This is a genomic window from Maribacter corallii, assembly GCF_047345415.1.
In the GTDB taxonomy this organism is placed as follows: Bacteria; Bacteroidota; Bacteroidia; order Flavobacteriales; family Flavobacteriaceae; genus Maribacter_C.
Genome location: NZ_JBLFEP010000005.1, coordinates 373,082 through 389,609 on the forward strand (window position 1 = coordinate 373,082; position 16,528 = coordinate 389,609).

17 protein-coding genes are annotated in these 16,528 nt (G+C 39.3%); all 17 read left to right on the plus strand.

The annotated features are described in order from the left end of the window. The first annotated feature begins 28 nt into the window (after positions 1-28). The 17 genes from ACKWCA_RS19085 to ACKWCA_RS19165 all read left to right on the plus strand — a co-directional run bounded on the left by ACKWCA_RS19085 (position 29) and on the right by ACKWCA_RS19165 (position 16,492). Complete coding sequence (locus ACKWCA_RS19085) at positions 29-1,108, plus strand: glycosyltransferase family 4 protein (protein WP_413979831.1); 1,080 nt, start codon at positions 29-31, stop codon at positions 1,106-1,108. Between the two features lie 191 nt (positions 1,109-1,299). Then, entirely contained in the window at positions 1,300-2,460 is a 1,161-nt protein-coding gene (locus ACKWCA_RS19090; protein WP_413979832.1) for an O-antigen ligase family protein, read from the plus strand. A 35-nt stretch (positions 2,461-2,495) separates the two neighbouring features. After that, positions 2,496-3,566, plus strand: a complete 1,071-nt coding sequence (locus ACKWCA_RS19095) for a glycosyltransferase (RefSeq protein WP_413979833.1) — start codon at positions 2,496-2,498, stop codon at positions 3,564-3,566. 140 nt (positions 3,567-3,706) lie between these two features. Continuing rightward, positions 3,707-4,504 carry a 3'(2'),5'-bisphosphate nucleotidase CysQ gene (gene cysQ, locus ACKWCA_RS19100; protein ID WP_413979834.1) on the plus strand — a complete coding sequence of 266 codons (798 nt, stop codon included), beginning with the start codon at positions 3,707-3,709 and terminating at the stop codon, positions 4,502-4,504. A gap of 29 nt (positions 4,505-4,533) precedes the next feature. Further along, positions 4,534-4,962 carry a DUF2061 domain-containing protein gene (locus ACKWCA_RS19105; protein ID WP_413979995.1) on the plus strand — a complete coding sequence of 143 codons (429 nt, stop codon included), beginning with the start codon at positions 4,534-4,536 and terminating at the stop codon, positions 4,960-4,962. Next, the gene (cysC, locus tag ACKWCA_RS19110; RefSeq protein ID WP_413979835.1) at positions 4,947-5,543 is read left to right on the plus strand and encodes an adenylyl-sulfate kinase; all 597 of its coding nucleotides are present in this window, start codon (positions 4,947-4,949) and stop codon (positions 5,541-5,543) included. The genes ACKWCA_RS19105 and cysC overlap by 16 nt, the downstream gene beginning before the upstream one ends. After that, positions 5,540-6,445 carry a sulfate adenylyltransferase subunit CysD gene (gene cysD / locus ACKWCA_RS19115; protein WP_413979836.1) on the plus strand — a complete coding sequence of 302 codons (906 nt, stop codon included), beginning with the start codon at positions 5,540-5,542 and terminating at the stop codon, positions 6,443-6,445. The genes cysC and cysD overlap by 4 nt, the downstream gene beginning before the upstream one ends. An 11-nt stretch (positions 6,446-6,456) precedes the next feature. After that, a complete protein-coding gene (locus ACKWCA_RS19120; RefSeq protein ID WP_413979837.1) occupies positions 6,457-7,716 on the plus strand; it encodes a sulfate adenylyltransferase subunit 1 in 1,260 nt (419 codons plus the stop codon). A 7-nt stretch (positions 7,717-7,723) separates the two neighbouring features. Then, positions 7,724-8,656 carry a sulfotransferase family protein gene (locus ACKWCA_RS19125; protein ID WP_413979838.1) on the plus strand — a complete coding sequence of 311 codons (933 nt, stop codon included), beginning with the start codon at positions 7,724-7,726 and terminating at the stop codon, positions 8,654-8,656. A 9-nt stretch (positions 8,657-8,665) separates the two neighbouring features. After that, the gene (locus ACKWCA_RS19130) at positions 8,666-9,571 is read left to right on the plus strand and encodes a sulfotransferase family protein (RefSeq protein WP_413979839.1); all 906 of its coding nucleotides are present in this window, start codon (positions 8,666-8,668) and stop codon (positions 9,569-9,571) included. Between the two features lie 12 nt (positions 9,572-9,583). Next, a complete protein-coding gene (locus tag ACKWCA_RS19135) occupies positions 9,584-10,687 on the plus strand; it encodes a glycosyltransferase (RefSeq protein ID WP_413979840.1) in 1,104 nt (367 codons plus the stop codon). Next, on the plus strand, positions 10,684-11,829 hold the full coding sequence (locus ACKWCA_RS19140; protein ID WP_413979841.1) for a glycosyltransferase family 4 protein: 1,146 nt from the start codon (positions 10,684-10,686) through the stop codon (positions 11,827-11,829). Before ACKWCA_RS19135 ends, ACKWCA_RS19140 begins: the two co-directional genes overlap by 4 nt. 78 nt (positions 11,830-11,907) lie before the next feature. Continuing rightward, a complete protein-coding gene (locus ACKWCA_RS19145; protein WP_413979842.1) occupies positions 11,908-12,507 on the plus strand; it encodes a sugar transferase in 600 nt (199 codons plus the stop codon). A 153-nt stretch (positions 12,508-12,660) separates the two neighbouring features. Further along, on the plus strand, positions 12,661-13,521 hold the full coding sequence (locus ACKWCA_RS19150; protein WP_413979843.1) for a beta-1,6-N-acetylglucosaminyltransferase: 861 nt from the start codon (positions 12,661-12,663) through the stop codon (positions 13,519-13,521). 117 nt (positions 13,522-13,638) lie between these two features. Continuing rightward, complete coding sequence (locus ACKWCA_RS19155; RefSeq protein ID WP_413979844.1) at positions 13,639-14,655, plus strand: glycosyltransferase; 1,017 nt, start codon at positions 13,639-13,641, stop codon at positions 14,653-14,655. Positions 14,656-14,880: 225 nt separating this feature from the next. After that, positions 14,881-15,852, plus strand: coding sequence for an ATP-grasp domain-containing protein (locus ACKWCA_RS19160; RefSeq protein ID WP_413979845.1), 972 nt, complete (start codon positions 14,881-14,883; stop codon positions 15,850-15,852). Further along, complete coding sequence (locus tag ACKWCA_RS19165) at positions 15,836-16,492, plus strand: HAD family hydrolase (protein WP_413979846.1); 657 nt, start codon at positions 15,836-15,838, stop codon at positions 16,490-16,492. The genes ACKWCA_RS19160 and ACKWCA_RS19165 overlap by 17 nt, the downstream gene beginning before the upstream one ends. The last annotated feature ends 36 nt before the right edge of the window (positions 16,493-16,528 follow it).

The following is a 16,528-nucleotide window of genomic DNA, read 5'->3' on the forward strand; positions in this document are numbered from 1 at the left end:
GGTAGTAAAGCATTCTTGATGCATAATTATGAAAGTTGACTTTTTAATTGGATGTTTAGGAAAAGGTGGAGCCGAACGTGTTATGGCGGCTTTGAGTGGTCATTTCGTCCATAGAGGTCATAGCGTAAGGGTTATTACATTTGATGGTACAGAGGACTCTTATGAGTTAGATGGAGCTATAGAGCGTGTACGTCTTACTGATAACAGTTTTCCGATCATAAAGATTCGAAAGACATTGAACCTCATAAGGTTCTACAAGGACCAAAAAACGAGACCCGATATCGCAATTTCCTTCCTAACGGCAACAAACCTCAGTGCTATCCTAGGTTGTAGATTCAGGAAAATTCCAATTATCGTATCCGAACACAACAATCATCTCTTTGTACCTAACCCAAGATGGTTGACCCGTTTTAGCTGGCGGTATATCTATAGATTAGCAAATTTCGTCACGGTGCTCACAGCTTTTGACGTTCCCTTTTTTGAGAAGCGAAAGGCGAATGTTGTAGTGATGCCGAACCCGTGCTCGTTCGCTACAATTGACAACAATGAGCATAAACGTGAAAAGATCATAGTTGCCATAGGCAACTTAAATCGTATTCATCACAAGGGATTTGACAATTTGATTACAATTGTTGAGCCGTTACTTAAGAAAAACCAAGATTGGAAGTTACAGATCATAGGGGGCGGCGAAAGGGGTCGTCCATTATTGGAGGAGATGGTGCGTGAAAAAGCTTTGGTCGACAAGGTCGATTTCCTTGGGTTTCAAAAAAATATCAATAGCCTGATGCGAAAAGCGAGTATTTTCATTCTCTCCTCTCGATATGAAGGATTACCTATGGTGCTCTTAGAGTGTATGTCACAGGGTATGGCCTGTGTTTCTTATGATTGTGTAACCGGACCGTCAGAAATGATATCAAATGAGGTCAATGGGCTTCTTGTGGAAGATCAAAACATTCATGAAATGCAAAATGCCCTGGAAAGGCTTTTCAACAGTGAAGAACTACGGAAATCACTAGGTGATAAAGCCATCCAAAGTATAGCGCGTTACGAAATAAATGAGATTTACGAGAAATGGGGGGATCTTTTAAGCGCAATTGATAAAAAGTAAACCGGTTTTAATTAGCATTTCTTCCGAGAAATTCATCTATAGGAAGCAATAGTATAAAAACCCAAAATAAATTACCGGTCAGAAGAATAGTTGATTTAGTGTACATTTGAAAAGTATTTTCGGCCTAAAGAATAGTAAAATATCAGAATAAACAGTATTTGGGCTAAAAGCACTTGCCCAGTGATAAAATCATGCTTCAAAAAATTTTAAAATATCTAATTCTTGCGCTTTTCATGCTCAACCTTCCTACCGTAGGTCTGAACACTTTTGGTGGGGCCGTGGGAAGTATATTTAGCTACTCCGCTTTCTTTTTGTTGGCCGTTTATTATGTTCTCTTTCTCTTGGGTCCTCCAAATATGTGGTTACTCTATATTGGGCTTTCGTACTTTCTTATTTCCGGTTTGCAAATGTATGTAACGGGGGATGCAGGTTCTTGGTCTATCGCGGTCGCCAAATATTTGGTTTTAATTGTCTTTGGCAATGAGTTTTATAAGAAGGTTACTAAAAAAGAAATGGTGGTCTTTTTACTAATAGGGGCAACAAGTATCATCTTAAATGCTTTTGTAACCGGTACCGACCACGGTAGAGCGAGTGGTTTTTATTTTAATGCCAATCCTGCTGGTCTAGTATGTCTCTTTGGCTATACGCTCTGCTACTCCTTGAACAGAAAAGGATTTCGACAATTTTCGCAGATTGTTTTCACCTTAGCGGGCTTTGTAACTTTTTCAAGAACTTTTTTACTGGTATGGATTATCATCAACCTTTTCTCATTGAAAAAAGATATTAAGAACATTCGAATATTCGTAATTGGTATCAGTGCTTTTGTTAGCCTTTTTGTTTTGGGTGAGTTATTAAACCTGGGAGGTAAGCGATTTGAAGCCTTTAAGTCAGTATTTACTAACGAGCGATCTTCACAGTCATTAGATGATGATTCTCGAACGGGAACATGGGCAATGTACTATGATAGCCTAATGGACAACCCTATTTTTGGAGGCGGATATAGTAAGTTCAAAAGTGACGGTTTACATTCAGTTGGTGTTCATAATACCTATTTATTGATATGGGGTGAAGCCGGGATTATCCCATTCATGGGCTTTCTAATTTTTATACTATACATGTTACACTCAGCTTATGGAGTTTTTGCAAGGGACCAGTCTCTGTTTTATATGGCGGTAACGATTGCCCTTTATCTTATGACCCTGCACACTTATTTTGAGTACTATGTGTTTCTTTCAATTACTTTATTTACATATTCCCAAATCATAAGCGTTAAGAACCAACCTGATAATCGAAAGGGTCAAAAGTTGCCATTGACACGATTATATAGTGATGAGAAACAAGTCGGTCATTAACCATTATAACCTACTATGAAACACCCCGAAAAACCATGAAAATAGACTTCCTTATAAGTAAAATGACCGATGGTGGCGCACAGCGCGTTATCAGCCTCATTGCCAACTATCTCGATGATAAAGGACATCAAATAAGGATTATCTCCTTTACTGGTGGCGATCAATACCCCTTGAATGAGGCGGTCGAACGAGTTAGACTTCACGAACAACCCTTAATTAAATCGGTTGTTTTTAGTGGTTTTTTCAGCTTGCTTTCCTTTTACAAGAAAAAGGAGAACAGACCCGATATTATGAATTCACATATTGATTTATTAGGGTATATGACAATTCCCGTGGCCAAAATATACGGTATAAAAATAATCGTTTCAGAACATAACAACCACCTCTCTCGCTACACCTATCAAGAAAAATTCTTATGGACGTTTCTGTATCCTATGGCGAATGCGGTTACCATACTGACCAGTTTCGATTTGAACTATTTTTCAAAGAAGAACAAGAAGGTTGTAGTCATGCCAAATCCTTGCTCTTTTGAGATTGCCGAAAACCTGTCATCCAAGCGCAAAAAAGAGATTGTTGCTATTGGCCAATTAAACCGTTACCATCACAAGGGTTTTGATAATTTGATCAAAATTGCAAAGTTAGTGGGCGACCAAAAACCGGACTGGTTGTTCAAAATTATAGGTGCCGGTGATCATGGTAGGGAAATCTTAGAAAGGATGGTCGAAGAAGCAGATGTTACAAACATAGAATTTTCAGGATATCGAACGGACATCAAGGATATTTTAAACAAGGCGGAAATCTTCATGTTACCTTCACGCTTTGAGGGACTCCCAATGACCCTATTGGAAGCATGCTCCCAAGGTGCCGCGTGTATTGCGTATGATTGCATTTCAGGTCCTTCCGACATTTTGGTCAATGAAGAAAGCGGTCTACTCATCGAAAATCAGAATATTGAGGCGATGGTTAGCGGACTCCTTCGGTTAATCGATGACAATATATTTAGGGCAGAATTACAGAAAAATGCCCCCTTGGCTTTAGAAAAATTTTCAATGAGCAATGTTGGTGATAAATGGGAATACCTATTGAAAGAAGTTCGTTTGAAGTAACACCCCTGTCCTAATAGCGGCAACTCACATACGTTTGATAAAAAAGATACCATTATTTATATCATTTAGCAGAAACCTGCGTTATTCTTGTGAAGCCTTAAAATTTCGAGTATTAATTACACTTATACGATATTTAATTTATGCAGAAAGATTTACAATTAGCCATAACGGCATCTATTGCTGGAGGCAAAGAAATTCTGAAAATCTACGAAGGTCCTGATATTCAAGTTGAACAGAAGGAAGATAATTCCCCACTAACTCTTGCAGACCAAGCGGCCAATGAGGCCATAGTGAAGCTTTTGCAAACTACGCAGCACCCCATCATTAGCGAAGAGAACAAACAACTTGATTTCGACGTGCGTAAGAACTGGAAAACCTGTTGGATTGTCGATCCTCTAGATGGCACAAAGGAATTTATCAAAAAAAATGGCGAGTTCACCGTGAATATTGCTTTATGTACAGAAGGTAAACCTACCTTTGGCGTCATTTATGTTCCAGTTTCACGTGAGCTTTATTACGCTGATGTAAATAAAAAAGAGGCCTATAAATCTATTTTGAGTAAAGAACACAACATAATCAAGGAGCTATTTTCAGAGGAAGACAGAATAGCACCGAGCACCCATAACGAAGACTTAGTTCGAGTTGTAGGGAGCAGATCTCATATGAACGAAAGCACACTAGAGTATATCGATTCTATAAAACCGAACTTCAATGAGGTTGATATTGTTTCAAAAGGAAGCTCGTTAAAATTTTGTTTGGTCGCGGAAGGCAAAGCAGATGTGTATCCGCGCTTTGCCCCAACTATGGAGTGGGATACTGCAGCTGGTCAAGCTATTTGCAATGCAGTAGGTTTAAATGTAATTTCGCAACAAACGAATGAAGAACTTGATTACAATAAGGAAAACCTTTTAAATCCCTTCTTCTTGGTTCGAAAATAATGGGAGCTATGGGCAAAATATCACGGCTAATGGGTAAAATTTCCCATAAAAGACATATCGCCAAAACCTTTACTTGGCGTTTTGTCGGCACATTGGATACCGTGCTGTTGTCGTGGGTGATAACCGGAAATCCCATGACCGGTTTAAAAATCGGTTTTTCCGAGGTAGTGACTAAAATGATACTATACTATGTGCATGAAAGGGCCTGGCTTAGGGTAGGTATTCCCGAAAGTAGAAAAAGACACCTATTAAAAACTGTTTCATGGCGTGCTGTTGGTACCTTGGACACCATTGCATTGTCCTGGATTATCTCAGGAGACCCGCTCACCGGCCTGAAGATAGGTGGAGCCGAAGTTATTACCAAAATGATATTATATTATGGACATGAACGTGCGTGGTATCGTATTAATTTTGGCCTCGATAAAATCATTAGATCAAAGAGATGGAAAAAAATATAGTTCGACATACCTATGGGGTAAATCGCAATGACCGCCAAACAGGCAATGGACATAGGTCTATGCTGATTTTTTTTACGGGCTTATCGGGCTCCGGAAAATCGACCATAGCGAACGCTTTAGAAGAAAAATTGCATACCAATGGCATAAAAACTTTTGCCTTAGATGGCGATAATATAAGACATGGCATTAACAAGGACCTTTCATTTAGTCCTGAGGATCGCTCCGAGAACAATCGTAGAATCGGAGAGATTGCCAAATTGTTCGTTGATGCAGGTGTGGTCGTTTTGGCCGCCTTTGTAGCACCGTACAAAAAAGATCGTGATTTGATCAAAGACACTGTCGGCTCCGAAAACTATGTCGAGGTATTTGTGAATACAAGCCTTGAGGTTTGTGAACAACGCGACGTTAAAGGATTATATGCAAAGGCTCGTAAAGGGGAAATCAAGAACATGACCGGAATTTCATCGCCATACGAAGCGCCTGAAAATCCTAATGCGGAAGTAACCCATGAGAATTCCATTGAGGAATCCGTAGAAATTATTTATCATAAAATCGAAAACCATTTAAGACTCAAAAAATGAGTAAATACTATTTAAATTACCTTGACGAATTAGAATCTGAAGCTATTTATGTTCTTAGGGAGGTCTGGGCACAATTTCAAAACCCGGTAATTCTTTTTTCGGGAGGAAAAGATTCCATTTTGGTTGCCCATTTAGCGAAAAAGGCTTTTTATCCAGCCAAAATTCCATTTCCCTTGATGCATGTTGATACGGGACACAACTTTCCGGAAACCATCCAATTCAGAGACGACACACTTAAGGAACTTGGCGTAAATCTGATAGTTGGTTCTGTTCAAGAATCAATTGACCAAGGACGAGTTGCGGAAGAGAGAGGAAAGAATGCTACCAGAAATGCGCTACAAATTACAACCCTGTTGGATGCAATAGAAGCGAATAAAGTCGATTGTGCAATTGGTGGAGGGCGACGTGATGAAGAAAAGGCAAGGGCCAAAGAACGTTTCTTTTCCCATAGAGATGATTTTGGTCAATGGGATCCAAAAAACCAGCGTCCTGAATTATGGAATCTCTTCAATGGCAAACATTTCGAAGGAGAACACTTTAGAGCTTTCCCGATAAGTAATTGGACGGAAATGGATGTCTGGAACTATATCTGTAGAGAAAACATAGCTATTCCATCATTGTACTATGCCCATGAGCGCGAAGTAGTGTGGAGAAGCGATTCATGGATTCCCAATTCAGAGTTCTTAAAATTGGAAGAGGGAGAAGAAATCGTTACTAAAAAGATAAGATTCCGTACCCTTGGTGACATCACCATTACGGGAGGTATCGAATCAGACGCCGATACCCTTGAAAAAATCGCGGAGGAAGTTTCCGGTATGCGACAAACCGAACGAGGAAATAGGACTGATGACAAACGTTCGGAAAGCGCGATGGAAGACAGAAAAAGACAAGGTTACTTTTAAAGAAAAACAAGATGGAATTAAATAACAATCAATTATTAAGATTTACCACCGCAGGTAGCGTCGACGACGGAAAAAGTACGTTGATCGGACGACTTTTATACGATTCAAAATCGATTTTTGAAGACCAATTGGAAGCCATAGAAAGTACTAGTCAGAAAAAAGGTCACGAGGGCGTAGATCTAGCTTTGTTTACCGATGGGCTTAAAGATGAACGCGAACAGGGAATTACCATTGACGTTGCTTATCGTTATTTCACTACTCCAAAAAGGAAATTTATCATAGCGGATACCCCGGGACATATTCAATATACTAGAAACATGGTAACCGGTGCCTCTACCGCAAATGCTGCCATAATTTTAGTAGATGCCCGTCATGGGGTAATAGAGCAGACGAAAAGACATTCATTCATTGCTTCGCTTCTACAAATACCGCACTTGGTGGTTTGTATCAACAAAATGGACCTTGTAGATTTTAAAGAAGAAGCCTACAATAACATTGTAAAGCAATTTCAAGATTTCTCATCTAAGCTATTGGTTCAAGATGTTCGTTTTATACCGATAAGTGCCCTATTGGGAGACAATGTGGTAAATCGGTCTGAAAATATGCCATGGTACAATGGGGCGCCAATGCTTCATACCTTAGAAACCATACATATCAGTAGTGACTTTAACAGTGTAGATGCACGTTTTCCAGTACAGACTGTATTAAGACCACAACGTGATGGCTTTATTGACTACCGTGGCTATGCGGGTAGGATTTCCAGTGGTATATTTAGACCCGGTGATGAAGTGACCGTGATGCCATCCGGATTTACATCTAAAGTAAAGACCGTGGAAGGCCCTAAAGGTGAATTGGAAGAGGCTTATGCCCCAATGTCCGTATCAATGACCTTAGAAGACGATATAGATATCAGTCGTGGTGATATGATCGTGCGTTCGAATAACAAGCCCGAACCGGCGCAGGATTTAGAAGTCATGCTTTGTTGGATGAACAACTCCCCTGCAAAACCGCGCGCGAAATACACGGTACGACATACCACCAATGAGCAAACAGCAATGATCAAAGAGGTCATCTACAAAATCGACATCGAAACCTTAGGTCGAAATTTTGAGGACAAGGATATGGGCATGAACGATATTTGTAAAGTGCGTATTCGAACCACAAAACCGCTTATGATCGACTCCTATCGTGAAAATAGGGCCACTGGTAGTTTGATTCTAATCGATGAGAGCACCAATGAAACGGTGGCAGCGGGCATGATAGTGCAATAAAAAGAATATGTCAACTGGCCATAAATACTATAAAGAGCTAGAAAAACCTATTATTTTCATAGGGAACCCTCGCTCTGGCACCTCTGTCATTTCGGAGATTGTGATGCGGCACCGACATATCGGTTTTGCCTCCCAGTTTCAAAATCGCTACCCCAATAATCGCAACCTAAACTATATTAGGCGGCTTATTGATAACCGGTTTTGGAGAATTCATGGGCAGAAAAAACAACTAAATAAAGTTAGTTTTATCAACAGAATCGTATTTAGAACTAGTGAGAATTATGGTATGTGGCGCGAAATCACGGAATCGGAAATCGATTTTAGTCGTGGGTTTTTGCTAGATACTGGAGCGAGCGATGAAAGTGTCGCTTTTCTAAGATCATATTTTAGGGATATTGTTCGGAAACAAGGTAAGAGAAGGCTTGCCTTCAAAACCACTGGGCCTTCAAGGATTGAGTTTTTGCTCAGTATTTTTCCTGATGCTCAATTCGTTCGTATACACCGCAAGCCCATACCTACGGTGAGTTCTTTATTAAAAAGCAGTTTTTGGGAGCCCTTAGGAGAGAAACAATTGTGGTGGACCGGGGCGTATTCAGATGAGGAAAAACATTGGGCACAAGCGAATCAAAATGACCCGGTTGCAATGACAGCTTTTCAAATCAAGAAAGTAGCCGACGTAACTGATTATGAAATCGATAAGATGAAGGCTGATGTTTTTGATGTTCATTATCAAGATTTTGTTCAAGATTCGGAAGATACTATAAGGAAGATTTTGGAGTATACAGGTCTACCTGAAGATAAGGGGTGTATGTCTTATTTCATAAAAAACAAAATCTACAATAGAAACAAAAAAGACGAAGAATATTTCGAAGCTAAGGACTTAGAAACAATAAAATTCATTAATTCTAAGGAAAATCCATATCTAGCTTCCCATTCATAAAATACCTTTATGAGCTCCAAATCTGGCGATTATTTAAAAAAGCCTATAATTTTTATCGGTAACCCCCGTTCTGGCACGACCATTATCTCGAACATTGCCATGCGCCACAAGGATTTGGGGTTTCCTTCAAATTGGCACAACATTTTTCCGAAATCATTAGCGATTAACTTTTTGCGGTTTCTGTTTCAGAATCCGTTTTGGGAAATCTATAGCCAACATAAATACGCCTTTAGATCCAGTGAAAACTACACGATTTGGTCCCAAAATCTAGAAAAAGAGCTTGATTTCGGAAGAGATTTTTTAATTGGGCAGCGCGCCTCAGAAGATACGGTAAAAAGAGCAAGGGACTATTTTGAAAAAATAGTCAGGTACCAAAGAAAAAAAAGATTGGCCTTTAAGTTGACCGGGCCGGCAAAAATCGAGTATTTACTAAGTATTTTTCCTGATGCTCAATTCGTCAGGATACACAGAAATCCGGTACCTACAGTAAGCTCATTGATCAAAAGTGATTTTTGGGAGGATTTGGGTGCTACAAAGCTTTGGTGGACCGGTGTTTATTCGGATGAAGAAAAAAAGTTTGCCGAAAGAAATGTGGGTAATCGCGTAGCTATTACGGCACTTCAAACCAAAAAAGTTTCCAACATCACCGATATGGAAATTGAAAAAACCGGTGTTGAAGTTTTAGATGTGCGTTATACCGATTTCATTCAAAGTCCAGAAGAAACCATTGGTTCTATTTTGAATCATCTCAATCTTTCAAAAGACCCTAGATGTTTTGAATATTTCAAAAAGAACAAGATTTACAATAAGAACAAAACGGACGAGGATTATTTTGATTCCAAGGATTTAGAAACCATTTACAGCATTTATGCTGATGTATCGCTAGGCACCCAATACGAAACTCAACGCAATTAGCGTTTTTCCACTATGAAACCCCTTAAAATCTTACAGGTCATAAATTCTCTTCTTCCCGGAGGGGCAGAAAAGTTAGTTGTAGAAACTTCTTTAAAGTTCATTGAAGAGGGGCATCAGGTGAGTATTTTGTTATTGAAGTCATATGACACCCCATTGAGCAGGCAATTGGAGAAAAACAAGCAAATATCTATTTTTTCCCTGGGTTCAGACACTAATATATACCATCCGTCATGTGTATTTAAAATTGCCAAGCATCTCAAACGATATGAGTACGATGTAATTCACGCGCATCTCTTTCCTCCTTTTTACTGGGTCGCCTTGTCGAAATATGCAAGTAAGAAAAGTGTCTTCATTCATACGGAACACAATACCGATAATCGAAGAATGAGCAGTGCTTTTTACAAACCTATCGAACGTTTCATGTACAAGAAGTACGATTGTCATATTGCGATTTCAGAAACGGTACTTGAAAATATGAAACGTCATATCTCAAGTAAGAAGGTACCCATAGAATTGATTTTCAATGGCGTGAATCTAGCTGCAATTTCGAACGCAGAACCCTATGAAAAAAAGGATTTTGGGGTAGGCAAAGAGGAACGACTTATAATTCAAATTTCAGCATTTCGTCCGCAAAAAAATCAAGGTACGCTAATACGGGCAATGAAGCTCATTCCAGATGCAAAACTTCTTTTGGTAGGTGAAGGGCAAGAACGGCAAAAATGTGAAAATCTAGTCGCTTCTTTAGGGTTGACCGATCGAATTTCCTTTTTGGGCATCAGGGATGATGTACCTAGACTGCTGAAGACCTCCGATGTGGTTGTTCTATCTTCCCATTACGAAGGATTGTCATTGTCCAGTGTTGAAGGTATGGCCAGTGGTCGTCCCTTTGTCGCATCCGATGTTCCAGGACTTACGGAAGTGGTCGAAAACGCCGGTATCTTATTCGAAAAAAATGACGACCACCAACTGGCCGATATTATCAAGCGCTTGTTGAAAGATGAAAGTTTCTACAATACCACAGTGAAAAACTGTATTGAAAGATCACGAAAGTATGATTTGGATACCATGGCCAAAAGTTACCTGGGGCTTTATGGAAAATACCGTGATTCCAGATGAAAAATAAGATTATCAGGGTCGCCGCTCTTTCTGATTCCTTGCGAATTCTTCTTAAGGGTCAACTCAATTATCTCAACACTCATTTTGAGATTATCGGGGTAGGTTCGGGAATCGAAAGTTCGAAACAACTAGCGATAGACGAGGGCATTAAGACAATCCCTTTGCGCATTGAACGAAAAATAAGTCCGGTTCAAGACCTTAACAGCTTGTATAAGCTCTATCGACTATTCAGAAAAGAGAAACCGTTCATGGTTCACTCCATTACCCCCAAGGCAGGTCTTCTGAGTATGCTTGCGGCCTATTTTGCAGGTGTGCCAAACAGGGCACACACCTTTACAGGATTGGTTTTTCCGTCAAGAACGGGACTGATGAGGAGGTTACTGATATTTTTCAATCGTATCATCTGCTTCTGTGCTACAGACCTATACCCAGAGGGGCAAGGGGTCAAAAATGACCTATTGAACTATAAAATCACTAAAAAACCGCTTAAGATTATTTCAAATGGGAATGTTAATGGCATTGACGTTGCCCATTTTAATCCAGACCGCTTTGATCGTACTGCCATAAATGCCAAGAGAGATGAATTGAACATAGCCGCAGACGACTTTGTTTTTCTTTTTGTGGGCAGATTGGTTTCGGAAAAAGGAATCACCGAACTTTTAGACGCCTTTTCTGAATTGAGCCGCTCCCGTTCAGATATAAAGTTGGTTTTAGTAGGACCTTATGAAAACAAACATGATCCTTTGCCCGCGGCGACAATGAAAGCTATTAAAACTAACGTTAACGTTATTGAAACCGGATTTCAACACGATGTTAGGCCTTATTTCGCCATTTGCAATGTTTTTGTTTTCCCTAGCTACCGCGAAGGTTTTCCAAATGTTGTATTACAATGTGGCGCTATGGGAAAATTTAGTATCGTTACCGATATCAATGGTTCAAACGAAATAATAGAGAGTGGGGTCAATGGAGAAATAGTGCCTATACAAAATACGGAAGCTTTGAAAGAAGCGATGTCCAATTGCCTGAAAAACAAAGAAGTATACCAGGAATCCAACGAATCTATTAGAGGTGTCATTTCGAAAAAATATCAGCAACAAATCGTGTGGGACGGTACACTAAAAGAGTATCTCAAAAAAAAATAATCTTGCTATTCAATAGGAATAGAACAATGAACTTAAATCAAGAACGAACCACCGCAGATATGAAATCAATATGTTATCATGTATAAACTTTTTCTAAAGCGCATAATCGATATTTTGGTGGCTTCTATTGTCTTGATATTGTCAAGCCCGCTAATTGTTGTTACTTATTTAGTTTTAAGTACCCAAGGAAAAGCATTTTTCGTTCAGAAACGGCCTGGAAAAAACGAAAAAGTTTTCAGTATCGTGAAATTCAAATCAATGAACGATAAAAAAGACGCGAACGGAGAACTTTTACCGGATGAGCAAAGAATCACTGCCTTCGGACACTTCGTAAGAAAGTCTTCTGTAGATGAGTTACCTCAGTTGTGGAATGTGCTCAAAGGTGATATGAGTATTATAGGACCAAGACCGCTGCTAGTCGACTATCTCGATTTGTATACTGAAGAACAACGAAAAAGGCACGCGGTAAGACCCGGTATTACAGGTTGGGCCCAGGTAAACGGAAGAAATGCGATTTCTTGGAAGAAAAAATTCGAATACGACATTTGGTATGTGGAGCATATGGGTTTCTTGTTGGATTTAAAAATAATCTGGAAAACGATTCTAAAGGTCTTCAAATCAGAGGGTGTCGGTTCGAACACTGGAGCTACTGGTGAACGTTTCACTGGTCATAATTGAGCACCGACAAATACGACTTATTACACTATGGTCGACAAAACAAGGTTTTCAACTTAAAAAATGTGATATAAGCAATAGTTCAGGTAATTTAGAGCGAAGTTTAAAATAACACTCCCGTAGACTTCCACCATCCAATTATAAAAAAACTAAAAAATGAACCTAGTAGTTCTAGTACAGGCACATAAATATCCGGAGCAAATAGACCGGATGTTGCGACCGTTTTACGCTTTCGATACTATTGATATCTATGTAAATATCGATTCAAAAACGAATATTGAGCCATTCGAAAAGATACTAGGCCAACATGTAACATTTATCGAAAATCGTGTGCCTATATACTGGTCGAATATCAGTCAAGTACAAGGGATGCTAAATTCCTTTGCTGAAATCAAGTCCAAAGTATACGATTATTTGATTTTTATGAGCGGGCAAGATTATGTTCTGAGACCCGTTCGACAAATCATCTCATTTTTGGAAAAGAATTCAGGAAAAGAATTCATAGAATGGGAAGAGATTTCGTCGAAAGGACTCAATTGGCAAGTGCGCTACGAGAAGTACCACTTTACACATTTAAGCCCGTTTAGGCAGAAGTTAGGTAGATTAATGCGTCAACTGCCCCTTCCGAAACGTCGCTACCCAAAATTTGAGAACCTCTATGGTGGAGGGGCATGGTTTATGTTGACAAAGTCAGCCATTGACTATGTGAGCGAATTCTGTATCGAAAATCCTGATTTTGTGCACTTTCACAAATATGTGCATTGTCCGGACGAACAGTTTTTCCAAACCATTCTCATGAACTCTTCATTCAAAGAAAGAATAGTTAATAATAATTTTTGGTACATCGATTGGTTCAGTCAGTCAAATAATCCAAAAATCATAGAATCGGCGCATTTTGATAGACTGGTGTACTCGAATAAGTTTTTTGCAAGAAAGTTCGATTATAAGGTAGATGAAAAAATAATGGATTTGATCGATAATCACGTAGCGAAAAACATTGAAATCGATGCTTTATAAGAAATGGGGCATCTATTAAAATGTAGATTAGGGGGCCAAGTCAAACTGAAGTGCATTTCCCGGTCGTTGACACGGGTAGGTTTAAAAGCAACGGTTATTCAAGATTAATAGAAAAGCATGTGTCTACTAAGTATCATAGTACCGACCTATAACGTAGAGCAGTTCATTGGAAATTGCCTTGACAGTTTATTGGATCAAGATATTTCAAAAGAAGATTATGAAATATTGGTGATCAACGACGGCGCCACCGACCGAAGTGCTGAAATTGTGGCAACTTACACCGAGAGGTACGAGAATGTCACCCTTGTCAATCAAGAAAATAAAGGACTCAGCGGAGCACGCAATACGGGAATACCTTTGGCCAAAGGAAAATACACTTATTTTATTGACTCTGACGACTATATAGCGCGAAACACCTTGGGTCTAATTATTTCTATTTTAGAGAAACTACAGCTTGATTTTTTAGGGGTCGGGGTTTTAGAAACGGGAAGTCTAGATATAAAGGAATCATCGAATCATTCCGATATCACCACAAGCAACCCTAAAACAAGTGATGGTATTGCCTTCATAGCGGATCACTATTATCTAAACAATGCCTGGTGGTATTTTATTAATACGGAATTTCTTAGAAGGACAAAACTCGTATTTCCTGAGGGAAGGCTTGTCGAGGATGCGAATTTCACCTCAAAATTATTGGTGGCGGCAAACCGGGTAGCACATATTCCATTGGACTTCTATCGCTATTATATGAGGCCAAACTCAATTATGAGAAAGACGAACATTGACCATGTCAGGCGTTTATTAGGTGATTATGAGCGAAATGTGTTTGAGTTCAATGAGCAGATCAAGGAACTTCGAACCAATGAACATCCAAGAATCGGTGACTGCCTCGAGCGAATAGAAGCACGTCAACAGTCTTTCGCTTTTTTCCAATTGATTAAAAGTATCCGATATGGATTGCCACGAAAAGAAGTGACGGCTACTATCAAAAGATTTGAAGACATTCAAGTTTACCCTCTAAAAAAATTCTTAGGAAAAGACTACAATAAAACGATATACAAAATATTGGTTCCTATACTAAATAGAAAGGGGCTGTTCTTGGCATTTCTTAGCCTACGAAACGTGTTTAGATAAACGCAGTATCCCCTACTCTTGTGTTTCTGTTATTCTCACGCAAACCAACTAAACTATCAGATAGATTTTTGTGCAGTAGGCATTTGGTTCATCCGTAATGAACGAACAAGCCATTCTGAAATTTATTTGATTCGATTATCAAAACCTGAAAAAAACCCACCTCTTCTACACCTTTATCTTCAAAAGTAATTTAATATGTTAACTTTGTTAAAGTTAAACTAGAATATGAATATTTTAATAAGCTCGGCCGGCAGACGCGTTTCCCTTGTTCGAGCTTTCCAAAAAGAACTAAAAACGCTTTACCCAGAGGCAAAAGTTTTTGCCGCCGACGCCAAACCAGAACTATCGGCAGCCTGTCAGGTCGCCGACGACCATTTCGGTTTACCCAGATTGGATAAACCTGACTATCTCGATGAGTTAATGGCCAAATGCAAAAAGGAAGGCATCCGACTTATCGTACCCACAATCGATACCGAATTACTCCTTTTGGCGGAAAACAAACATCTGCTAGAAGATAATGGGATTACCGCTTTGGTCGCTACTCCAGAATTCGTGAAAAAATGCCGTAACAAAAGAGAAATCCATCGTTTTTTTGAGTCCAAAGGCGTCGCAGTAGCGAAAGAGTACGATAAGAAGGACTATAAACTACCGATGTTTATAAAGCCCTGTGATGGTAGCCGAAGTGTGGATACTTATTTAATCAGAACCAAAGAAGATCTCACGGATTATCATTTTGAGAATGAGAAACTGATGTTCCTAGAATATTTAGATCACGACTTCTATGAAGAATTCACCTGTGATCTCTATTTCGGTAAGGATAATCAATTGAAATGTGCCGTGCCGAGAAAACGGTTAGAGGTTAGAGATGGTGAAGTATACAAAGCATTGACCGATAACAATACGCTAGTAGGGTATATCAAGCAACATCTCGGTCATATCGACGGTGCCGTCGGATGTTTGACCGCACAGTTCTTCAAACACAAAAATGACGACACAAAAATCTACGCCATAGAAATTAATCCACGATTCGGTGGAGGGTATCCACTTTCCTATCTCGCAGGTGCAAATTTCCCAAAATGGATCATTCAAGAGTATTTCTTAATGGAAAGCACCCCTGATAAATTTGATTGTTGGGAAGATAAGCTGTTAATGATACGGTACGATGACGAAATTTTAGTGCATGGATATACTGGTTGATTCGAATACGGCCATCGTCTTTGACCTTGACGACACTCTTTACAATGAACTTGATTATTTAAAATCGGCCTATAAGGAACTGGCTCAAAAATTAGAGCCTGAGTCTTCGCATCAACTGTTTTCTGACCTTTTCTCAAGGTATCGCAATAAAGAAAACGTATTTGAATACGTTGCTGAAAGATACGGCATTCCGATAACCGAACTTCTTGAATTCTATCGCAATCATATTCCTGATATAGCCCCCTTTGATGGGGTTATTGAACTTCTCAAAGCCATTAAGTCAAAGAAAGGCAGATTAGGTATTATTACGGATGGGCGTTCGAATACTCAAAGAAACAAGATAAAGGCCTTAAAAATCGATACCCTTATTGATTTCGTCGTGATTTCAGGAGAAATCGGCACCGAAAAACCAAGTGAGGAAAACTATCGACTCATAGAGAACGAATTGGCTTGCAACGTGAATTACTACATCGGTGACAATATCAAAAAAGATTTCGTCACTCCCAACAAAATTGGCTGGAAAACCATAGGCCTGATCGATAATGGACTCAATATTCATAGCAATGCCTATAGGTATCTCGAAGATGTACATTGGCCGTATGACCTTATTTATTCAATTAAGGACCTCTCTATAAAATAAACACCTCATCGCAATTGCAATGAGGTGTCAAACGAA